Source organism: Microbulbifer aggregans (genome assembly GCF_020524005.1).
Taxonomy (GTDB): domain Bacteria; phylum Pseudomonadota; class Gammaproteobacteria; order Pseudomonadales; family Cellvibrionaceae; genus Microbulbifer; species Microbulbifer aggregans_A.
The window spans coordinates 20,189-42,076 of the sequence record NZ_JAIVKK010000004.1; the positions used below are offsets into that span (position 1 = coordinate 20,189).

Sequence of the window (21,888 nt, forward strand, 5' to 3'; positions counted from 1 at the left end):
ACTGATTATTCGATAGGTTTTCCGGTGCGACGAGCATCGAGGCGGCGAATAAATTCCTGGAGAATGATCCGGTACAGCTCTTTCCCCAGGTATTTGTCCTCAACTCCGCTATCAATTGAGGGGTTGTCATTCACTTCAATCACGTAGCCCTTGCCACCAGCTTCCTTCACATCGACACCGTAAAAACCACGCCCTATAGGCTTGGTAGCTTTGAGCGCCGCTTGTAACACGGCCTTGGGGACTTCAAACGTCGGCAATGTGGAAAAACCTCCACTGACAGTTTTCTTGTTGCCGTGGTTGTATATCTGCCAGTGGTTCTTGGCCATGTAGTAGCGACACGCATATAAAGGCTTGTTGTCCAGCACACCAATGCGCCAGTCGAACTCTGTGTACAGAAATTCCTGCGCTAATAGCAGGCTGGACTCGGCAAACAGCTCTTCCAACTTATGGTGTAGCTCTTCTTCTGAGCCTACCTTAACGACGCCGCGGGAAAACGAGCCATCGGGTATTTTCACCACCATCGGCAGCCCTAGCTCCGCGACAGCCTGCCGCAAGCTGTCTTCATCACCGCGGCGAAGAATACATGTACGTGGGGCCGGGACTTTGTTATTGCTGAATAGATCGGCCAAATAGATCTTGTTGGTACAGCGCAGGATGCTGGTGGGGTCATCCAGTACGACCAGTCCTTCTGCCTCGGCTTTTTTGGCGAAGCGGTAGGTATGGTGATCAATGGCCGTGGTTTCGCGAATAAACAGCGCATCAAACTCGGACAAACGCATGTAGTCATCAGGGCTTATCAGCTCGACCGCCAAGCCCAATTCACGCCCAGCGGTAACAAACTTCTTGATCGCACTACTGTCCGATGGCGGCAACTTTTCTTCCGGATTGACCAGGATCGCAAGATCGTACCGGGTGTTGCTCGGTTTTTTATGCTGGCGCCACACCTTGTTGCTGAAGTTGTCGAGTGCCTCGGCGAACTCAGTCTCCTCGGCCTCATCCAGATCCTTGTGTGAGCAAATCCTTAATTCGACAATCTCCCAATGGGAAGTCGCCCGCAAATGGATCTCCAGTACCGGGCAGGCAAAGCGGTCAAACAGCGCCCGGGCTACTGGCTGCAACGCCGTATCGCTGCAACGCCCAAAGTAGGATTTCACCACCCAGTCAGAGCCTGCCGCTGGCACTGGGAGTTTTGCCAGCGCAGGCATCGCCTGGGCCAGCTGTAGTTTGTACAGTTGCGGCAGCGCCAGGTCATTCAGGGTTCGGACACTGGGAAGCACATTGTGACTGCGGGCCTCAGCCAACAGGGAACAGTAGTAACCCTCACTGCGATAGTCGTAACTGGCACACAGGTTGATCACCCGGACCCGCTGCTGCTGTCGGGCCGGCAAGGCGAGGTAGTCGGCAAAGGTTATAACCCGCTCACTCGGGTAGTACGGAGCCCAGTCGGCGGGCTCGTCGATCACAATAAGGACCTGGGACATGGGTATAGGTTGTGCCTCGGAGGAAGGAGGTCAAAATAGCGGCCAGGGGGTGGCCAGATGATTTTGCGAAAGATAGAAGAGATTTGCAGCTTCGCCTAATAATTTTTTCGTGCGGGGCTATCTTTTTTCCGGCTTTTTGCTAACTTTTCCGCACTGTGTCCCAGCGCCTCTCCCTTGAGTCCTTTCCCCGGTATTCCATCGCCACATGTCCGATGATTTTTCTCCCCCGAAGCCAACCCCGCAGGCTCAGGTTCGCGCGGTTACCGAACGCGACCTGGATGCCCTGGTTCAATTGGAGCAAGCCAGTTTTTCCGGAGATCGACTCAGCCGGCGACGCCTGAAGTACTGGATCAGGGCCGATAACCGGGTCTACCTGGTCGCAGTAGTTAACGAGGCGGTTGTGGGCTACGCCCTGGTACTGCTGCGCCGCGGCACCCGCCTCGCCCGACTGTATTCTCTGGCAGTTGGGCCGGCCGGCCGCGGTATGGGTATCGGCAAAACCCTGTTGAGCGCGGCTGAAGATGCCAGTAGGCGCAATGGCCGCCTGTATATGCGCCTTGAAGTTGCCGAGAACAATCGGGCAGCCATCGGGCTATACGAGAAGCTCGGCTATCGCACTTTCGGACGCTATGCGGAATATTACGAAGATGCCGGAACGGCATTGCGCATGCAGAAACGTATCCGATATCGCCCCGAAAATCTGCATACCGCGGATGTTCCGTGGTACGGGCAACGCACCGAGTTCACCTGCGGCCCCGCCGCCGCGATGATGGCCATGGCGGGGCTCAATCCGGAATATGTGCCCAACGGCAGCGAAGAGCTTGCGCTTTGGCGGGAAGCGACCACCATATTCATGACTTCCGGTCACGGCGGTTGCCATCCAATCGGCCTGGCGCTGGCCATGCAGCGTCGAGGCTTTACTTGCGAGGTATATTTAAACCAGGCCACGCCTCTGTTTGTAGACAGTGTACGCAGCCAGGAAAAGAAAGTTGTGATTGAGCAGGTCGACAAGGATTTTCGACGCTCGGCGGTGGACGCCCGACTTCCGGTGATTCAGCAGGAGTTTACGCAGGAGCAATGCCACCACTGGTTGGAACAGGGCGCACTGGTACTGCTATTAATCAGCACTTACCGGTTGGACGGCAAGAAAGTCCCGCACTGGGTAACCCTGACGGGAATGGATGATGAATGCTTTTACGTACACGACCCGGACCTCGATGACGAAGACAATCCTCTGGATAGTCAATACCTGCCCATTGCTCGGGAAGACTTCGCCCGGATGTCGTTATTTGGGCGTGAACGGTTGCGAACAGCCGTCGTAGTCCGACACCAAGCCTGAGCCAAGAGGATAACTTCCCGAGCTCATCTAGGGCGGGCATAAAGCTCGCCGAAAAAGTCCCCACGATTCCAGCGTGGTTTTTTGTCGCCGTCGGTAACTTCCCGGGCAATAGCGTAGTTCACCTCCGCAAACTGCCGGGCTGCCACGTAATTGACCTGAGAATCCGCCTCATCTCCCGGTCGGTGATAACGGGATTTCAGGAATTCCACCTGGGCCGCGGTGCCATCAATATCCCTGTCGAGCGCCTCGCGCCCTGTGATCAGGTAGATCGCGGGAATCCCTTGACGGACAAAGCTGTAGTGGTCACTGCGAACAAATATCACCTGCTCCGGCATGGGATCCGGGCTCAGCTTCAAGCCCACGCGGTCCGCCGCGTGCGCGGCTGTTTTACCAAGGCTCGAGTGCTCGGCACCGAAGGCGATGACATCGCGGAAGGGGTAAAGCAACATCGGCATATCGAGATTGATATTCGCGACTATGGATCGGGGCGGGACCGGCGGGTGCTGGGCAAAGTAATCGGATCCCAGTAGCCCCTCTTCTTCCGCAGTGACGGCAACAAACAGAATAGAGCGCCGCGGCGCTCGACCTGATGCCTTGAACAGTCGCGCCACTTCCAGCATCACGGCGATGCCCGCAGCATTGTCCTGGGCCCCATTGTTGATCCGGTCGCCGTCCTTGCCCTTTTCCCTGCCGATGTGGTCGAGGTGGGCCGAAAACACGACATATTCATCTTTGAGCTTCGGGTCACTGCCCGGGAGCAATCCCACCACATTGGGGCTGATGATCGTTTGATGGCGTGCACTGCTGGTAAGGGATGCACTGTACGGTAGCGGGAATCCCTTTGGGGTCACCCCATTGCGCATTTCAAGAAAAACGGTATCCAGACTGCGGGGCGCCCCCACAAACAGCTGTTTAGCCGCGGGCATGTCGAGACGCGCGCTCATACGCATTCCGGGAATTGCATTGCCCGAGGTGTTGTCGGCACGCAGCCAGTCAAATCTGGGATCCTGGAGATGGGCGGCGGAGCGCGCAAATGGCCGGCGCGCTTCACTCTCCGGGGTGTTCAATGCGATAAAGCCAATTGCCCCGTGGCGCGCGGCGGTACTCCGCTTGGTTCTGCCGGATGCATAGTGAGCCCCCACTTCGCTGGGAAGGCGCGCCGGTCGGCCTTGCAGGGCAACCACGATCTTGCCCTTTACATCAAGGCCCGCGTAGTCGTCGAGGCGGTAAGCCGGGGCGTCGATACCATAGCCAACAAAAACCAGTCCCGCAGATACGGCAGCCTGCTCCGAAGTAGTCGGGGGGGCTGCTATGAAGTCCTTGCCCAGTTCGAAAGTGATATCCCCGTCGCGGCCGCGCAGCTCGAAAGTAGCGGGGCGCTCTCCCCAGGAAGCTTCGCGAAAGGACACCGGCTGCAGGTAGTCTGCCCCGCTGATGCTTTCCAGCCCCAGCGCGGCAAACTGCTCTGCTACATAGTCTGCGGCCAGACGATAGCCCGCGCTGCCGGTTTTGCGGCCAGCAAGCGCATCGCTGGCCAGGTATTCGAGGTGTTCTTGGATATTGTCGCTATCTGCACTGGGCAGTGGAAAAAACAGTTGGCTAGCGCTGCAGGCAGCGAGTGCTGCAGTAACAAGTCCGCCACCGATAAGGCTGGTTATTTTCATTTTGGCCCCGAAACGCAATCTTGCGGTCAATCTGCGATGTGAGCGCAGCTTACCATGATCCGGCCACACGAAATGGTGACTGAATCCCGGGGAAACCAGTCAGCGTGTACGGCGTTCCCCTGGGCGTGGACGTCGGAGCACCCTGGTTACTGGAGGCTTTAAAGGATCTGGAACCGGAGTCGGTTCATTTGGTGGCGGCCGGGGGTTTTCGACGGGCACAATGGTGCGAACGAACGTACTGGTGACCGCGCGCTCCACAAGCTCATGGGCACGATCCGCGCAAAAGTCACCATGCGCGCCCAATAAATGTAGAAAACGGAGCTGCAGCAGCCGTTCAAAATCCGCCACCAGCCAACGTCGGCTGTTTTCACGCGGCGGGGTGGCGCGCTGCAACCAACCCGGAGACACCTGCATGCCTCGGTGAACGCCGGTAAACCGCAGGAGCCACTTCCCACCCCAGCTGCATTTGTCCCAGTCATGCCAGTACTGGAGCGCATCGCAAGTAAGCAGCAGGCCGCCCGAGAGGGGTACCTGCAGTACCGCTTCGGGTACCCTGCTGCTGGTAAATTCCAATACCTGTCCACCGGGTATCGGGCTGGGACCACCTTCACTCAAGAGCTGGTCTGCCGGGGGTAAAGGGTAGTGATCCGAGCCAGCCTGGCGCCAGAAGAAGGCATTGAATCGGTCGCGATAATAAAGGTCATCGCAACCGTGGTAATAGCCGAGCCGAACCGCCTGCCGCACCCGCCCCAGGTCGCACAAACGTTCCTCTTCCCGGCGGCGCAGTCGCACCGGGTTGACCAGCAACAGATCGTCGCCGTTGCGTACAATCCCCATATTGCGATTGACCGTGACACCCGGGGCAAGATGCGCCGTGCCCTTCACCATATAAAAGTCCGGCAGCAACTGCTGGATCGGCCCGTGGGGAATTGGCGCTGGGTAAGCGATATGCATAAGCGGCGTGTCGTAACCTAGCCTAGGTGCGCGTAAGGGGGTTCAACTGTAATGCAGGCGGTTACTGATGCCATGCAGTACCTGCATGGCGAGATTCGCATCGCGTTCGCGCACCAGAATGTACTCGTGGCAGCGCGCCGAGATCATATTCCCCTGAAGTCCCGCGTCGGCCAACTCTCTCAGTACGGCGGCCGCCAGGCCGGGTATCGGCAAGTGCGGGGTAAAGTGCAGGGTTATCTGCCGATAGTCCTCATCAATACTCAATTCGCGGTCGCGGGCAACCCGGGCGGGCAGCAACGCACAAGTCCCCTCACTCTCGCGAAATACGCACAGGCAATCGGGCAGGACCTCGCGCAATGCCGCGTCATCCAGCTTGCATACGGCGAGCGTTTCCCGGTTCAGGATTGGTCTCAGTCTTTGAAGATGGCGCTCAATCTGTACCTGTGCATTCATGAAGATCACTCTCTATCAATTTGCAGACTTGCCACTTTGCTTGGAGCTCTTCCTGGTGGCCCTGGAGGAGCTGGAAGGTTTTGAGACTTTGGCGTCGGGCGGCGGGCCGAACTCCTCACCCTCGAATTCGGGCTCACCCTCCACCGGTGTGGTATCGACCAGTGTCGCGTTGCGCAATGCTTCCGCCTCCCAGTTATCCAGCGCTGTATCCAGGTCGCGCTCGAGTTCCATTTGGGGGAAATCCGGACAGGGCGCATCTTTTTCCGGGTTGTGCCAGCCCGACAGGGGCGCGACAAAAACCACCAGGGATTTGTGCAGGTAGTTGCGACCGATGCTGGCCTCCGTCCAGGTGGTTTGCCAGGCGTACTTTCCTTTGACGGCGTAATCACTTTCGTAGGACTTGAGTGTGAGGAAATACGGATACACACGACCGCCGCGACACACGATGCGGCGCTCGGTTTTGATATTTGCCATCTGGGTATAGGGGTCGAAGTACCAGCGAATGTCATATCCGTAGGCAAAGCGCATTTCGTCGCCATGCTTGGTAAACGCGTAGGAACGCCCCGTACCATTCGCGTTCAGGCTCCACACGTGCTGCGCTTCGCCGTCCCGGGAAATCAACCAGTTACCAACCCACTGCTTCGCTTCGAGACGGGACTCCGCAGTCCACTCCGGAAACTCTTCCGCGCTGTCGGCTGCCGATTGGCCGACAAGTTTGCCGCCTTCGGCAGTCCCGGCTTTCTTCTTCACCGGTTGCGGCTTTTCTTTGCTCACTTCTTTATCCGACTTGTTCGCCGCTGCAGCTGCCCCGGTCACACTGAGTGGAGTGCAGACCAGGGCGAAAAGCATTGGTAGAAGGAGAAGTGAGGGAATAAAGCGTCGCTGTCCCACAGCCATACTCCGGTTCCGCTTTATTCTTCCCTGAATCGGGTTGTGCTTCGCACCGCCGCCGGCAATGCGATCCTCGCATCGCCCGACGGTGCGTGCAGATGTCATCCCCAAGCCTCAGTTGGCAGTGGATGCCGTCTGCTCGGGAACCTTCTGATCGCCATAAAGATTGGGGCACTCTGCACCGTGATTGGGGGTTTCCCAGTCGGGCAGACGGCGCTGGAAGGCCAGGATACCGCCGTTGTGTTGGCGCCAATGGCGCCCATCAATCACGTTGAAGTCTAAGGTGACCGGGCTCCAGCCAGTAAATTGCGCATAGATCATGCCGCTATTGCAGTGCAGGGTGCCGCCGGTGCGAATGCGTACGGTATCACCCTGAATACGCCAGGAGATGGCAAAGCCGTGACTGAGCTGGCCGTCGGCACGGAATCCGTGGGCATAGCCACTGCCATCGGCTTTGAGCTGCCAGACCAACTGCTCGTCGCCCTGCCCGACCACCAACCAATTGCCCGCCCATTGCTTGGTGGCAGATTGATCGGCGGTCTCTTCCTGGGCAGACGCGAGCATGGGCAGGAGCAGAAACACTGCGAGCACCACCATGTAGGCGTGCAGTAATGAGAGGATCACGGGACGGAAGGACAACTGACGCAAAAACTTCATGCGGCACTCTTCTCTGTTGGATTCTACGACTGGCGGTTATTTGAACCGTCTAATTAAAAGCCTAGTCGTAAATCTCAACCTTGGCGGCACATGCGACAATTTTCTTTGTTTTAGCGCCAGCCGACACTATCGACCCAGCGCAATAGATTGTTGACGGAAATTCTCCGTGGAAAACGCTCAACGACGCGACCGCCTCCGCAATCCTTTCCACAACAGGCCCCCCAGCGCCAGCGCGAGCGCAAACAGCAGCGCCGCCCAGCCGTAAGGGCCCCTTTCAGGCGCAGGCTGCAGAACTTCGCGTGCCCGCAATACGCCAGCCTGCAGGCGCTGGAACTTTTCGATGACCTCGTTGGTGGGCGCCTCATCCAGGATCGCCCGACGCAGGTCCAGCCACTGCTGATCCAGACGGGAGGCCAATGCGCTGTTGCGCTCTTCCAGTCCCAATCGCGCCGGGGCAAACCCCTCGCGCAGAGCGAGCATCAACTGGTGATAGGACTCCGTTGGATCGCCAGCCCTGTAGCTGGTCTGCGCCAACTGGATGAGTCCCGCGGCGCGAACGATGGGGTGCTGCAGGCGGCGGGTGTAGTCAGGGTTCGCCCGCCACCAGCCGAGTGCGGCCGCAGCGTCGACCGGCAACTCCGAAGGCCGGGTAACCGCGATCCCAGGCAGTCCCACCAAGGCTGGATACTTTTCCGCTAGGGTCGCTTCCGGCATTTCAGCCGGTGCAGAAAATCCCGCCACCAGTACCGCCAGTGCCCAGCGCTCGCGGCTGCTCAGATCGCCGTCGATTGCGTGGCCGTGGGCGTCGTCCCGGGCCGGGTCGAGGGTGTTGTAGAGATCGTAGAGGCTGAACCTGGCCATACGCTCACGATTTCGCAAGTCGCTGCCCTTAGCATTTCCCGGCGTACCGCGAGGACCATGACAGTGGGCGCAGCGCTCGGTATAGATCGCCTCTGCTTCTTTCGCTGGCGGCAGCATTTCCGCCGGTGAACGCGGCAATTGGTAAAGGGCCGCGAGACGGTCCGCAGCGGCGTTGGCACGCCGGCGCACATTGTCAGCGCTGTCCCGCTGCTCGATCGACCGGTTGAGGTCCCGGAGGGCCCCGGCGAGCTGGGTGCGGCCGGGCTTGTCGGGCAGTTGCTGCAGTAACTCTTCCGCCATATCCGCCTGTCGCTGCAGCTGACGGTACAGCCGAGGGTCCCGTACTTCGCGCTCCGCTACTGCATCCGCATAGTCCACAGCAATATACGACAGTAGGTTGATGGCCCGCTCGGCCAGCGCCTGGGGCTCTTCTTGTGCCCAGGCAAAGCGCACGCTACTCACGCCACTGATGAGAATGAGCAAAACGAGGCAAAGCGAACTGATAATGTTTCTGGCCATGGGGTAGTGGCGGGCCTTTTATCCGGTTCTCAAATTAGCGTAGCAGACGTCAATTTTCGGGAAAGCAGGTATTTAAAACACAAAAAACCCCGCAAAAGCGGGGTTTTTAGAGGAATAGGTACGCGACCTGATCAGCCTTTCTCGGCGCGCTCTTTGGCGACAAGGAAGTTGACGGTTTCCAGCATCATTTCCTGAGCGTTGGTTTTTCCCTTGTAGGCAGGCAGAGAAGTACTCACACGGTATTTACCGGCAACCACCATCTCCGGGGTACCCGCGAGCTGATAAGCACGCTGCTTTGCCATACCCTGCTTGACCTTGCTATTGATCGCAAACGAGTTCATCAGCTTAACCGCCTTGTCACCGTCGGCACCGTTGTCGTTGAACAGTGCGGCAATCGCGGCATCATCGGCCTTCCACTCGCGACCATCGCGGTCAGCATACATTTTGCGTTGCTGGGCAATGGAGTTGAAGATCGGCGCGTGCATTTTGTCCAGAACACCCATCGCGTCAGCCACGTAGAACAGGCGCGCGTGCACTTCCATTACTGGCTGCCAGATCGCGGGAATCTTTTTCAGCGCCACGTCAGCAGAGATCTCTTTCTGCCACTTTTTCAGTGCGGGCTCGAAGTGGTAGCAGTGTCCGCAGCCGTACCAGAACAGCTCGGTGACCTCGATCTTGCTGTCGTCATCCTGGGAAACCGCCTGCGGCAGCACCTGGTAGTGCTGGCCGGCAGAAATGGAATTTGAGTCCTGCGCGCATGCAGCCAGGCTCAGCAGCATGGTAAAGAGTGCAACAACGGCTCTCATAGTGTGTACTCCGTATATTTATTCTTGAGTCCGGCAGGGACTGCCGGGAAAAGCTAACAGGTTAACCGTAAGACAGCGGAAATTATTGAAGTTCCGTTGTGGTAGCGCAACCCGATGGCTGAAGCCGAAACGAAAAGGCCGGTCATAGACCGGCCTCAACGCTGAACCTGCCTGATCAGTCAGTCAGGCCAGCTACGTAGTTGGCCACTGCCTTGATCTCGGCATCAGACAGCTGCTTGGCAACAGTACGCATAACCCGGTTATCACCATCGTTGGCACGGGTACCAGCGCGGAAAGCCTTCAGCTGCTTCTCGACATATTCAGCATACTGGCCGGACAGGCGCGGGTAGCCTGCAGGAGCATTGCCCTTACCGGTTGGAGAGTGGCAGCCCATACACGCCGGAACGCCCGTCGCGCTGTTACCTGCACGGAAAATCTCGCGGCCAAGCGCCAGACCGTCTACGTTATCGCCGTTGTTCAACATAACGGAGAAGGCTTCAGAGCCGGAAAGTTGGATATTCTGGCTCGCGAAGTAGGCAGCGATATCCGCCATATCCTGGTCGCTCATGCTATCCAGCTGGCCCACCATCTCAGGTACAACACGCGCACCGCTCTTGATGTCGTGGATCTGCTTGAGCAGGTACTTTTCACCCAGGCCGGCAATCTTCGGGAAAGTGGGTGCCGGGCTGTTGCCATCGGTGCCATGGCAGGCTGCACAGGCGGCGGCCTTGGCCTGACCCGCGCTGGCATCTCCGGCAGCATGCGCCATTTGTGCGATTGCTACCATCCCCAAAGCCAGTGCGGCCTTCTTTATAATGCTGTTCATACGTCGTCCTGTTGCGCGCTGAAATTTTGCATCCGATCCCCGTCGCCTGTAGCCCTCCGCGGGCAAGGGCGACGCCAAGTAACCTCAGATTGAACCCCAGCAAGACGTCAGGGGATAAATCAGAGGTACCCAAAACCGCGGCATTATATACTTGCGCGCCATTCGAGTGTACCGGGAAGGGCCATGTCTGAATCCAATGTAGAACGAATCAACTATCGCCGCGCCGAGTTTCTGACCAGCGCGCCCACCCTGGCGGAATGTCCGGAAGATTTCGGCGCCGAAGTGGCCTTCGCCGGGCGCTCAAACGCCGGCAAGTCCAGCGCGATCAACGCACTTACGGGCAATAGTAAGCTCGCCCGCACGTCCAAGACCCCAGGGCGTACCCAGCTTATCAACTTTTTCTCGCTGAGTGAGCATCAGCGTCTGGTAGACCTTCCGGGCTACGGCTACGCCAAGGTTGCCCGCTCCATGAAAGACGAGTGGCAGCGGCACCTGGCATTCTATCTCGAACAGCGCAACTGCCTGAAAGGTTTAGTGCTGCTGATGGATATTCGCCAGCCGCTGAAAGAGTTTGACCAACAGATGCTCAACTGGGCCGTGAGCTCGGGTCTGCCGGCCCATATCCTGCTGACCAAGTCAGACAAGCTGAAGAACGGACCAGCCAACAACGCCCGTTTCGCCGTGGAAAAGGCTCTCAAGGAATTGCAGCTCGAACAGGGTGTGACCGTGCAGAATTTTTCTGCCACCAAGCATCAGGGACTGGACAAGCTGGAGAAGCGCCTGAACGAATGGCTGGCATTGGCGCCAGAGCAAGAGTAGTTCGCGCACGCGCCGCCCCATGGGCGGCGACCGAGGTCCCCCGCAGCGGCTAGCCGCCGTTGCCGCCCTCCTCCTTCAGGCTATCCAGCAATATCCGTCGCAGTGCGCGGCGGGCAGACGGGTTCAGTCCTCGCAACTGCTCAACCGCAAGGTGGCGGTGGGCGATCAGAGATATCAGCGCCCGCTGGCGTATCTGGATTTTCAGGTAGCGCTCGGTCGACATGGTTGCTTCCCTCCTTGCCTATACATTTCCGGACCACACATCGGCGGCCGCAATCCTTCAGTGCAGGACGACCTTGCCTTTGCCGCCATTGAGCATCTGTCCCGACGGAGTGCCGACAAATCCTGCGGGCCGGCTTCCCGGCGCACTGATCTCAGCGGTATAGAGTGTGCGGATACAGTCTGCGGTCAGCTGGTAGTGGCGCTTGTCCGCCAGTTCCCGGGCCAGACGAGAGCTGGAGCCCACCAGCACATAATTGGCAAGTCCGGCCTCATCACGCTGGCGATACGCCTCGATCAGTTGCCGAGCACTATCGGTAAAACGCAGCGCGGCCACGGCGTAATCCGGCGCCCGCTCGGCCAACAGGTAACTGGCCAGTTCAAAAGCGCAGCCCAGAAACGGGACTGCCTCCGCGTATTCGCCGCGTTCACACAGCTCTGCGCCACGCTCGGTCCAATCCGACCACGCCCGCGCAGCGCGCTCGGTATCACTGGTGAGCCACTGGCGGTGGTTGGCACATAAAAATCGCAAATTCACGACAATCTCCTCAGTCCTTTTCAACTGAGATTAATGCGATCGATTATCATTTGCAAATGAGTTAGGCGTTAGATGGCAGATTGCGCCGCCAACTTTCAGCTAGACTGACTTAGGAAACAGGCCGATGTTTCTTCGAGGCAAAAAAAAGCCGGCAGATTGCAGCTGCCGGCCAGGGGTCAGTGCCCTTGGGGATGGGCACTTGGGAGACGCGCCCAGGGGGACGGGCACGCCTTTGGGTTCTCACCCAAATTCCACTGCATCCGATGCACTTCATTCAGTACAAAGACTAAGCTGAACCGCGAGGGTTCCCCACTCTTTTTCCAAATTTCGGATGCTGCAACTCTATCCCACAAAGTCCTGTTTCGCGGGCAAAAAATTCTGGTTATGAGACATTCGTCTTCGAACAGCGGTAAAAAGTTGACCTGTGTACCGATTTAAAATTTAAAGCGGCCAATTTTTATACACGACTACGCTCGCCTGCCACATATGATCCAGGGAAACCTACTTCACTACGAGGGCAGGAGAGCAGGAGAGCAGGAGAGCAGGAGAGCAGGCAAAAAAATGCCCCGAAGGGGGTAGTTCGGGGCGAGGGGCTTCTGACTAAGCTTTGGGGATGATGTTGCAATTCAACGATCTTGCTTCTTAGAGGAACCCTGCAGGTATTGGTTCCCGCATTTCAGGAAATTTTTTAAAAAATTTTCCCAATCTCGAAGTCGTCGCTGAAACCGGCCAAGCCAGTGGCATCATCCCCCCGAGGGGTCAGTGGGCTTCGTCCCAGTTTTTTCCCTCTCCGAGATCCGCGATCAGCGGAACATCCAGATTCGCAGCCTCCTGCATCAGCTCGGGTATTTTTTTCACTACGCGGTCGCGCTCATCTGCGGGCACTTCAAGCACCAGCTCATCGTGCACCTGCATAATCAGCCGGGCCTGCAGTTTTTCCTCCTGCAGCCAGCGGTCCACAGAAACCATTGCGCGCTTGATGATATCCGCTGCAGTGCCCTGCATCGGTGCGTTGATCGCCGTACGCTCCGCGGCCTGACGTTGCATACCGTTTCTGGAATTGATCTCCGGCAGGTACAGGCGCCGGCCGAACAGAGTTTCCACGTAGCCCTTCTCCGCCGCCTGTTTACGGGTATTTTCCATATACTCGAGTACACCCGGGTAACGCTCGAAGTAGCGGTCGATATAGCTTTGCGCATCCGCTCGCGGTATATCCAGCTGTTTCGCCAAGCCAAACGCGGACATGCCGTAAATCAGGCCGAAGTTGATCGCCTTGGCCTTGCGACGCTGCTCATCGGTTACTTCATCCACCGCCACCTCGAACACTTCCGCAGCGGTTGCGCGGTGGATATCGGCCCCTTCTGCAAAGGCGTCCAGTAACCCCTTGTCACCCGACAGGTGCGCCATGATGCGCAGTTCAATCTGGGAGTAGTCCGCGGCCACGATCACACTACCACCGTTGACCCGAGGATCGGCGACAAAGGCCTGGCGAATACGACGGCCCTCTTCCGTACGAATCGGAATGTTCTGCAGATTCGGATCGCTCGAAGACAGACGACCGGTCGCGGCCACCGCCTGATGATAGGAGGTGTGTACGCGGCCGGTACCAGGGTCAATCATTTGTGGCAGTTTATCGGTATAGGTGTTTTTCAGCTTGGCCATGCCCCGGTATTGCATGATCAGCGCGGGTAGTTTGTGTGCAAGCGCGAGCTCCTGCAGCACCGGCTCTGCCGTGGACGGTGCGCCCTTGGGGGTTTTCTTGATCACCGGGATGTTCAGCTTTTCGAACAGGATGGTGCCGAGCTGCTTGGTGGAACCGAGGTTGAACTCCTCTCCCGCCTCTTCGTAGGCCTGCTGTTCCAGCTCGCGCATTTTGTGCTCGAGCTCAGTACTCTGCTGTTTCAGCATGGCGGCATCGATGTAGGCACCGTTGCGCTCGATGCGAGTAAGTACCGGCACCAGTGGCATTTCGATTTCATCCAGTACCTTTTCCAGGCTCGGCTCTTTGCTCAGCCGGGCGCTTAGCTCCTGGTGCAAACGCAGCGTGATATCGGCATCCTCGGCGGCGTAGGGGCCAGCCTGGTCCAGCTCAATCTGGTTGAACGTCAGCTGTTTTGCACCCTTGCCGGCAATATCCTCGAATTTGACCGTAGTTTCGCCCAGGTACTTCTGCGCGAGGCTGTCCATATCGTGGCGGCTACCAGTGCTGTCGAGTACATAGGACTCGAGCATGGTGTCCCGCTCGATACCGCGCAACGCGATATCGTAGTTGGCCAGGATATGACTGTCGTATTTCAGGTTTTGGCCGACTTTTTTATGCTGCTCACTCTCCAGTAGTGGCTTCAGCTTCGCCAGCGCCGCATCAAAATCGATCTGTGCCGGTGCCCCCATATAATCGTGGGCGAGCGGTACATAGGCTGCCTCTCCAGGCTCCACTGCGAAGCTCACGCCGACCAGCTTCGCCTGCATGTAATTCAGGCTGGTGGTTTCCGTATCGAAGGCGAAGATTTTCGCGGCCTCAAGCTTGGCCAGCCACTGTTCAAATTCTTTCTCCTCGGTAATAACCTTGTAGTTGCGCTCGATCTTCAGCACCTCGGCCACGGACCCCGCATCCCCCTCACCATCCAGCTCTTCGAGCCAGCCGCGAAACTCCATTTCGCCAAACAGTTGGCGGAGCTGCTCCGTATCGGGCTCCGCGTTGACCAGTGATTCCGGCTTGTAGTCCATATCGACATCGGTCTTGATCGTGGCCAGTACGTAGGACATATCCGCCGCGTCTTTGTGCTCGACCATTTTCTTGGCCAAGGTCTTCGACCCGCGGAAGCCCAGCGGGGCAATGGCATCCAGGTCCGCGTATATGTCTTTCAGGCTGCCGAGATTCTGTAGCAGTGCCAGTGCGGTCTTCTCTCCCACTCCGGGCACGCCGGGAATGTTGTCCGCCTTGTCGCCCATCAGCGCCAGGAAGTCGATGATCAGCTCCGGACCCACGCCAAACTTTTCCTTTACCCCGGCGACATCCAGCTCGGTATTGGACATGGTGTTCACCAGCGTCACACCCGGACGGACCAACTGCGCCATGTCTTTGTCGCCGGTGGAAATGATCACGTCTATGCCATGTTCCGCCGCCTGCAGGGCAAGGGTGCCAATCACATCGTCCGCTTCCACCCCTTCGATAACCAGCCGCGGCAGGCCCATGGCATCGATGATGTCGTGGATCGGCTGAATCTGCGCGCGCAAGTCGTCCGGCATCGGCGGGCGATGGGATTTGTAATCGGCGAAAAGCTCATCGCGAAACGTTTTGCCCTTGGCATCGAAAACAACTGCCACCGTGCTGTCCGGATGCTCTTTGAGGTGGCGGCGCAGCATGGAAATAACGCCTCGCACGGCGCCGGTGGGCTGGCCCGTGCTGGTTGCGAGAGGCGGCAGTGCGTGAAAAGCGCGATAGAGGTAGGAAGAGCCGTCGACCAGGATCAGTGGTGCGGCGCTGGAGGCGTTGTTACTCATAAATATCCGATTTTGGCTGCGGTTCTTTGATCACATGTGCAGAGGGCGACAGGATAACCGCGATTGCTGGTTTGCGCTCGGTCCAACGCCCGAAAAGGTGTGGTCACCGCAGTGTCACACGCTGCTTTGCCCCACCTTCTATGCTCAATTTGTGGCCCAGCCATTCTGTAGGCCGCAACGATAGAGGTTGAGAGGATCGGGATATGAAAGCGCATTCGGTTAGGGGCATGGTTCTGGTTGCGGCGTTCATCGCCTTGCCGACGGTAGCGCAAGAGTCAGAGCAGAAGCACGCGGACTCAGTGCAGTTGCCCGGCCCCATGGAGTACCTGGAGGTTTGGGGAGAGCAGGAACAAACCTCTGCGCAAAGCGAACACAAGCGCCAGCGGCGATTCATGATTCAGCAGCTGAACAGCGAGCAACATCACTCACTGCAGGGTCGCCAACAAGCCGCGATGGAGCGTTTCCGGGCCGAGCGGGAAAAGGCACTGGCAGAACAACTGCGCCAGGAAAGTGAACAGGAGGCCGCTCGCACCGAGGAACAGCGGCGACAGCTGGAAGAGGAACGCAAGGCCAATGATCAACAGGCGCAGGAGCCTACCTGAATTTTGCATCCGCACTTACCCGAACCGCGTCCATTGAGGGTGAGGCGGGAGGCAGGCAGAAAGTTCTACGACGGCTCGTCACCCTTCACAAATGGTTCTCCCGGCTGTTACAGCCTGGAAACACCACAGAGCTTCAATCGTCTTCCAACCCGAGTCCGGCCCCGTGCCGGGACAGGGGGGAAGTAATCCGTTTAATCTCAGGGATCAGCCAATGAAAAGGATTTTCATCGCTACCGCGCTGGGCGCTCTTATCGCACTACCCACTGGCGCCGCGTCACTCGATCAACCAACAGTCAATGCGCCGGAGTGGCAACCTCCGAAATTCGATACCGCACTACCGGACACCGTCGGCAAGCGGCCAAAGCATGACGCCGACAGCGACCTCGCTATGGAAAAACGCCTGCGGCAGCTTGAGCTACTGGAAGAGCAGGCACAACGAGCCAGGGCGCGCCTGGAAAAGCTGCAGAAGCGGCTGTCCCCGGCGACTTGAGCTGTTCGCATCAATCTGCAGACTTACCTGAACCATCCGGCACCCGGGACAGGCACAAGCGTGCATCCGCCAGCAGCTTTTCCATTAGCTGCTGGTAACCGGATTCGGGAGGGAGCTCGGTACCCAGTGGATCGAGCGGCTGGTAATCGAGCCCCAGGTGCTCGGCTGTCTGCCGATCCCGGTCATTTGCCGGCACCTCGCCAAACAGGCAGCCACCCACACCGCCTGCGGCATTTGTCGCCGCACCTTTTTCCAGCATCGTTCGTGCACCGTGCTGGTGGCTGGCCGAAGTTCCAAGGCTCTCCACCACAACGCCAGCGGGGCCAAAAAAATGGCCGTAGGCCTGGTGGGTGGTAATAATCGGCACATCGCGATAAGCCCACAATGCCCGATCCTGAACCTTCTGTAGATTGGCCATGGCGCGGGAGAAATCCCGCGCCCGCTGGCGGTAACCGTCCGCCTTGTCGGGGTCCAACTCCGCCAAACGCGTTGCGATATGCGCCGCCATCACCGCCGCATTGCGCGGGCGCAACCACAAATGCGGGTCATTGGAATCCGCCCCTTCATATTCATACCCACCGGCAGAAAGTAACTCCAGCTGCTGGTTCGCTGGCACCTGCGCCATCTGGCGCGCCAGTACCGCCTCCATTGCCGGCCCCATCCATACAACCAGTTGGGCACGCTCGATGGCGGCGCGATCAGTTACCTTGGGAGCATAGTGGTGTGGGTCCCCGCTGCCCACGATTTGCATGATTTCGGAATCACTGCCGGCAATTTCCCGCGTGATCATCGAGATCGGGTGGATGCTGGTCACAATGAGTAGCTGCCCTTTTTTTTCCGGCAACGTCTGTTTTTCACTGCGATCACAGCCGGTAGCAAGCAATAGCAAAAAGCTGAGCAGAACCAAGCAAAACTGGAGTTGGGAGCGGGGAAATATCAACATGGGCACCACGGATCTCGCATGCGGCCAGGATCCCGATTATCTGAGACAGGCCATGCGCTGTACTGAAAAAGAAGTGCGATATAATCATAGCCAGCTTACACTCGCCAGCCGTTCGCCAGGGCACAGACTTATAGCGGTCCTGAAACACACCCCTAGAATGAAGAAATGGAGTTCTCCCTGAGTTCAACAGAACCGCTCATCCGCGCCCAGGGGCTGGGTCTCGAACTCGACGGCCGCCAGCTGCTGCGAGATATCAGCCTGGAATTGCAGCCAGCGGAGATTGTCACGATCATCGGCCCCAACGGTGCCGGCAAGACCACCCTGCTGCGCCTGCTGCTGGGCCTGACCAGGCCAACATCCGGCTCCGTGCAGCGCCGCCCCGGCCTGAAGCTCGGCTACATGCCGCAACGCCTGCAGATCGACGCCACCATGCCAATGACCGTCGATCGTTTTCTGCAGCTGGGGATCGAGGGAGTCAAAGTCTCCGATGCACTGGCCCGGGTGGGAGCAAACCAGCTCGCCGGCGCGCGGCTGGCCGATCTTTCCGGCGGTGAGATGCAGCGGGTACTGTTGGCCCGTGCAGCAGCACGCAGACCCCAGTTACTGGTGCTCGATGAGCCCACTCAGGGCGTCGATGTGGGTGGGCAAAGCGAGGTATACCAGTTAATCGCGCAATTGCGTGAAGAGCTGCGCTGCGGCGTATTGCTGGTGTCCCATGATCTGCATTTGGTAATGGCTGCGACCGATCACGTGCTGTGTATCAACCAACACATCTGCTGTTTCGGCCACCCAGAACAAGTCAGTCGCGATCCCGCCTACCTGGAGCTGTTCGGCGACAAAGTCGCTCCTTATACCCACCAGCACAACCATCACCACGACCTGAGCGGGGAAGTCGTCGACGATTGCTGCGATCACGGCCACAAACACGAGCACAAGGGCAACCCCGAACCGTGAACGACTTCTCGCAACTCATACACTCTCAGTTTCTCTGGTATGCCCTGGGTGCCGGTCTTTTGGTTGCGCTGGTCAGCGGCCCTCTGGGCTGCTTCGCCGTTTGGCGGCGTATGGCCTATTTCGGCGACACCCTGGCCCATTCCGCCCTGCTTGGCGTGACCCTTGGCTTCGTCCTGCATATCCAGCCGACGCTCGCAGTCGGAGCGAGCAGCTGTGTACTGGCGCTCTTGCTGGTTTACCTGCAACGGCGCCAGCATCTGTCAGTGGATACACTCCTCGGCATCCTTTCTCACTCGATGCTGGCGCTCGGTATCGTCACGGTCAGTGTGCTGGATATCAATGTAGACCTGCTGTCATTGCTGCTGGGGGACCTGCTGGCGGTATCCAGCCAGGACTTGCTGTTGATGGCCGCCGCGGCAGTCGTCATCGCCCTGCTCTTGATGTGGTTATGGCCGCGCTTGCTGGCATTTACCCTGCACGAAGAACTGGCTGCAGTGGAAGGCGTTCCGGTGGAGAAGGTGCGGCTGGCACTCATGCTTATGCTGGCCCTGCTGATCGCGATTGCGATGAAAGTCGTTGGTGTCCTGCTGATAACCGCGCTGCTGATTATCCCCGCAGCTACGGCACGCAGGCTTTCGCATACGCCGGAGCAAATGGCTGCATTTGCTGCGCTGATCGGCTGTATCGCAGTAATAATGGGCCTGACAGCTTCCGTTCTCTGGGACACACCTGCCGGGCCTTCAATCGTGTTGGCGGCCGGCTTAATGTTTCTCGCCGGGCAGCTCATTCACGGTGAGCGATCCTGACAGTAAATATTGACGTACCCAGAGCTATCAGGCGGTGTATGGCAGCAGCGTCATGTGTAAAAGGTTTACCCCCCAATGCGCCAACACACAGGCCCAGAAGCTCTCTCGCAATTGCCAAAGTAGCGCATACCCAAACGCAGCAATACTCACCAAACCCAACATCAAGGCAGACCCGGCCCAGCCGGTGTGAAGCGTTGTGAAGAGCGCAGCCACCGCAACAGTTGCCAGCCACTGCCGCTCACCAACCAATTTTCCCAATCCCCGTTGCAACACCCAGCGAAAGAACCCTTCTTCGGCAATACACACCACCAGAAGATTAATCAGCGCTGCGACGGCAATGGTTGCGGTGAGCTTGAGTGACGGACCCAGAACAAAAAAAGCGGCCACAACGGGAACCGCAACGACCGCCGTCATCACAGGCAGGTCCTTGCGCTTCAAGGGCTGCGGTCGGAATAACATGAACACCAACACCGTAAGGGCAATGACGGCTTTTGCCGGGCGAAGGCTGGCGTAGATCAGGTTATTGTCGGAATCTGTGTAGGGAGGGAGCAGCGCGATATGCTCGTTACCCGGAATCTGACCGCTATTCACCGTCAACATCAGTACCGCCGCCAGTACAAATGCCGCTGCCTGCTTCCAGCCGTGGGCGTTTTCCATCGCCACCAGTGACAGCCAGATCGCTGGGGCGCAAGCGCCTATCCAGCCAAATGGAACGGCGAGTATGCAAAGCAGTGCTGCGGGCAACCAGACACTTTTTCCTTCGAAAGGCTCTGTCGCACGAATTACAGGTTCGCCCTGAGCAATATTGAGCGTGAACATAGAAAATCCATTTTCATCAGACAGCGTGTGGGAATATAGCTGCGCGCAATTTTAATCTTTGCGGAGGAGCAATTCAGTGACAGATTTCCATTGTCAGCACTCCAGTTTGATTACCCGTTGTACGTAGCGCGAATGGAGCGAAACGTCAGCTTCATTTTCGCAGGATCCAGAGGGGCTTTGAAAAACCCGTGATAGTGCCCCCGCGGGTTAATCAGAACGACCTGTGATCCGTGGTCGACGGTATATTCGCCGTCCTCCAGAGGTACCTTGTTGAATGGCACATTCAACTGGTTGGCAAAGCGCTTTAAATTGATGAATTCGCCGGTGACCGCGGCGAATTCCGGATTGAAGTAGCGAACATACTCGTGCAGTTGCTCAGGCTTGTCCCTTTGTGGGTCAACGGACACCAGCAGTACGTTCGTCTCCTTGCGCGTCGATTCATCCAGGGTTTCGTAAAAGCGATTTAATGTAGCCAGTGTGGTAGGACACACATCCGGGCAGTGAGTGAACCCGAAAAATATCAGCGTCCACTGGCCCGCCAGTTGCTCTGTAGAATAAGGCCCACCGCTATCGGCGATAAGGTCGAATTGATCCAAAATCCGCGGTCGCTCCAGCTTAATTGCGCCGTTCGCCCGCAGCTCCGCTTCAGTAATAATACGCGGCTGCCCCATTTTGTTCACAAAACCAGCCAATACGGCGATCATGAACAGCACCATCACTGCAACTGTCACAGCGATACCGCGCTTTTGCTCCGGCGTGAGGTGGACGTTTGTATTCACGGAAACACTCCCGGCTGCGGTAATGCGACCAGGTAGTGATCCAAGAGCATGATACAGAACAGGGCCATCAGGTAGACGATGGAATACTTGAAAGTTTCCATGCCCGCATTTGGGTTTTTATTCCTGAGCATCTCTATGGCCCAGTAAACGAAGCCCAGCCCCAGAACCACTGCTCCCAGCAAGTACAGCCATCCCAGCATGGCTGTGGCAAATGGTAGGAGCGAGACGGCAAAGAGAATAAACGTGTAAAGCAGTATATGAAGTTTGGTGTACTGGACCCCGTGGGTAATTGGCAGCATGGGAATTTCTGCCTTTGCATAATCGTCGCGGCGGTGGACGGCCAGCGCCCAGAAATGCGGAGGTGTCCACGCAAAAATGATTAACGCCAGCAGCAGACCGTGTCCATGTAAATCACCGGTAACGGCCACCCATCCCAGCAGTGGTGGCGCAGCACCGGCGAGACCGCCAATAACAATATTCTGCGGAGTGGCGCGCTTCAGAAACATGGTGTAAACGACTGCATAACCCAACAGAGAAAACAGGGTGAGCCAGGCTGTCAGCGCATTGACAAAAGCCAGCAGTATGGCCATTCCGGCACAGCCCAATACGAGGGCGAAAACCAGCGCTTTTTGCGGCTCCACACGGCCCCGGGCCACTGGCCTGTTGGTAGTGCGCGCCATTTTTATATCGATATGACGGTCAACCAGATGGTTCACCGCAGCGGCCGCCCCCGCGCACAGCGCAATTCCGAGGTTCCCCAGCAGCAATATATCCAGCGGCACCATCCCGGGAACGGCAAGCAGCATACCGATTACCGAAGTGAGTATCATCAACATCACCACGCGGGGCTTGGTGAGTTCGTAGTAATCGCGCCAGCTGGCGCGTTGTACACTTACTGCCTGGGTACTCATGGTCACCACCTCTTTTGTTTATTATTTTAGTGGCCGAATTCCTTTCGACCTTG

The 21,888-nt window shown here is 57.8% G+C and carries 22 protein-coding genes; 6 read left to right on the plus strand and 16 right to left on the minus strand.

The window, feature by feature from the left end; genetic code table 11:
* Positions 1-5 precede the first annotated feature (5 nt).
* Entirely contained in the window at positions 6-1,481 is a 1,476-nt protein-coding gene (locus LC093_RS07695) for a RimK family protein (protein WP_226663878.1), read from the minus strand.
* 205 nt (positions 1,482-1,686) lie between these two features.
* Between LC093_RS07695 and LC093_RS07700 the strand changes: the two genes are divergently transcribed.
* Positions 1,687-2,820, plus strand: coding sequence for a GNAT family N-acetyltransferase/peptidase C39 family protein (locus LC093_RS07700; protein ID WP_226663880.1), 1,134 nt, complete (start codon positions 1,687-1,689; stop codon positions 2,818-2,820).
* Between the two features lie 23 nt (positions 2,821-2,843).
* Here the strand turns inward: LC093_RS07700 and LC093_RS07705 are convergent, their stop codons facing one another.
* The 8 genes from LC093_RS07705 to LC093_RS07740 form a co-directional block, all read right to left on the minus strand.
* Complete coding sequence (locus LC093_RS07705; protein WP_226663882.1) at positions 2,844-4,484, minus strand: M28 family metallopeptidase; 1,641 nt, start codon at positions 4,482-4,484, stop codon at positions 2,844-2,846.
* 99 nt (positions 4,485-4,583) lie between these two features.
* Entirely contained in the window at positions 4,584-5,438 is an 855-nt protein-coding gene (locus tag LC093_RS07710; protein WP_226663884.1) for a hypothetical protein, read from the minus strand.
* 42 nt (positions 5,439-5,480) lie between these two features.
* A complete protein-coding gene (locus LC093_RS07715) occupies positions 5,481-5,891 on the minus strand; it encodes an ACT domain-containing protein (protein ID WP_226663886.1) in 411 nt (136 codons plus the stop codon).
* Between the two features lie 15 nt (positions 5,892-5,906).
* Positions 5,907-6,665, minus strand: coding sequence for a hypothetical protein (locus LC093_RS07720; RefSeq protein ID WP_226663888.1), 759 nt, complete (start codon positions 6,663-6,665; stop codon positions 5,907-5,909).
* Positions 6,666-6,896: 231 nt separating this feature from the next.
* Positions 6,897-7,439: a hypothetical protein gene (locus LC093_RS07725; RefSeq protein WP_226663889.1), complete on the minus strand. Its 543-nt coding sequence runs from the start codon at positions 7,437-7,439 to the stop codon at positions 6,897-6,899.
* 177 nt (positions 7,440-7,616) lie between these two features.
* Positions 7,617-8,819 (minus strand): c-type cytochrome, encoded by a 1,203-nt coding sequence (locus LC093_RS07730; protein WP_226663890.1) that lies wholly within the window; start codon positions 8,817-8,819, stop codon positions 7,617-7,619.
* Between the two features lie 131 nt (positions 8,820-8,950).
* Positions 8,951-9,625 (minus strand): thiol:disulfide interchange protein DsbA/DsbL, encoded by a 675-nt coding sequence (locus LC093_RS07735; protein ID WP_226663892.1) that lies wholly within the window; start codon positions 9,623-9,625, stop codon positions 8,951-8,953.
* Between the two features lie 175 nt (positions 9,626-9,800).
* Positions 9,801-10,451 carry a c-type cytochrome gene (locus LC093_RS07740; protein ID WP_226663894.1) on the minus strand — a complete coding sequence of 217 codons (651 nt, stop codon included), beginning with the start codon at positions 10,449-10,451 and terminating at the stop codon, positions 9,801-9,803.
* Positions 10,452-10,634: 183 nt separating this feature from the next.
* Between LC093_RS07740 and yihA the strand changes: the two genes are divergently transcribed.
* Positions 10,635-11,270, plus strand: a complete 636-nt coding sequence (gene yihA / locus LC093_RS07745) for a ribosome biogenesis GTP-binding protein YihA/YsxC (protein WP_226663896.1) — start codon at positions 10,635-10,637, stop codon at positions 11,268-11,270.
* Between the two features lie 49 nt (positions 11,271-11,319).
* Here the strand turns inward: yihA and LC093_RS07750 are convergent, their stop codons facing one another.
* The 3 genes from LC093_RS07750 to polA form a co-directional block, all read right to left on the minus strand.
* Positions 11,320-11,493, minus strand: coding sequence for a hypothetical protein (locus LC093_RS07750; RefSeq protein WP_226663898.1), 174 nt, complete (start codon positions 11,491-11,493; stop codon positions 11,320-11,322).
* Between the two features lie 57 nt (positions 11,494-11,550).
* Positions 11,551-12,027 (minus strand): hypothetical protein, encoded by a 477-nt coding sequence (locus LC093_RS07755; RefSeq protein WP_226663900.1) that lies wholly within the window; start codon positions 12,025-12,027, stop codon positions 11,551-11,553.
* Positions 12,028-12,786: 759 nt separating this feature from the next.
* On the minus strand, positions 12,787-15,531 hold the full coding sequence (polA, locus tag LC093_RS07760) for a DNA polymerase I (RefSeq protein WP_226663901.1): 2,745 nt from the start codon (positions 15,529-15,531) through the stop codon (positions 12,787-12,789).
* A 203-nt stretch (positions 15,532-15,734) separates the two neighbouring features.
* Here polA and LC093_RS07765 point away from each other — a divergent pair, with 203 nt between their 5' ends.
* On the plus strand, positions 15,735-16,133 hold the full coding sequence (locus LC093_RS07765) for a hypothetical protein (protein WP_226663903.1): 399 nt from the start codon (positions 15,735-15,737) through the stop codon (positions 16,131-16,133).
* 211 nt (positions 16,134-16,344) lie between these two features.
* The gene (locus LC093_RS07770; RefSeq protein ID WP_226663904.1) at positions 16,345-16,623 is read left to right on the plus strand and encodes a hypothetical protein; all 279 of its coding nucleotides are present in this window, start codon (positions 16,345-16,347) and stop codon (positions 16,621-16,623) included.
* A gap of 10 nt (positions 16,624-16,633) precedes the next feature.
* Here the strand turns inward: LC093_RS07770 and LC093_RS07775 are convergent, their stop codons facing one another.
* Positions 16,634-17,566, minus strand: coding sequence for a metal ABC transporter substrate-binding protein (locus LC093_RS07775; RefSeq protein ID WP_226663906.1), 933 nt, complete (start codon positions 17,564-17,566; stop codon positions 16,634-16,636).
* Between the two features lie 165 nt (positions 17,567-17,731).
* On the opposite strand from LC093_RS07775, the gene LC093_RS07780 reads away from it, so the two are divergent.
* Together LC093_RS07780 and znuB are read left to right on the plus strand one after the other, a co-directional pair.
* Positions 17,732-18,520, plus strand: a complete 789-nt coding sequence (locus LC093_RS07780) for an ATP-binding cassette domain-containing protein (protein ID WP_226663907.1) — start codon at positions 17,732-17,734, stop codon at positions 18,518-18,520.
* Complete coding sequence (znuB, locus tag LC093_RS07785; RefSeq protein ID WP_226663908.1) at positions 18,517-19,326, plus strand: zinc ABC transporter permease subunit ZnuB; 810 nt, start codon at positions 18,517-18,519, stop codon at positions 19,324-19,326. Before LC093_RS07780 ends, znuB begins: the two co-directional genes overlap by 4 nt.
* A 27-nt stretch (positions 19,327-19,353) precedes the next feature.
* On the opposite strand, the gene LC093_RS07790 is transcribed toward znuB, so the two are convergent.
* The 3 genes from LC093_RS07790 to cyoE form a co-directional block, all read right to left on the minus strand.
* Positions 19,354-20,145 carry a CPBP family intramembrane glutamic endopeptidase gene (locus LC093_RS07790; protein WP_226663909.1) on the minus strand — a complete coding sequence of 264 codons (792 nt, stop codon included), beginning with the start codon at positions 20,143-20,145 and terminating at the stop codon, positions 19,354-19,356.
* 110 nt (positions 20,146-20,255) lie between these two features.
* The gene (locus tag LC093_RS07795) at positions 20,256-20,924 is read right to left on the minus strand and encodes an SCO family protein (RefSeq protein WP_226663910.1); all 669 of its coding nucleotides are present in this window, start codon (positions 20,922-20,924) and stop codon (positions 20,256-20,258) included.
* On the minus strand, positions 20,921-21,835 hold the full coding sequence (gene cyoE / locus LC093_RS07800; RefSeq protein ID WP_226663911.1) for a heme o synthase: 915 nt from the start codon (positions 21,833-21,835) through the stop codon (positions 20,921-20,923). Before cyoE ends, LC093_RS07795 begins: the two co-directional genes overlap by 4 nt.
* Positions 21,836-21,888 lie beyond the last annotated feature (53 nt).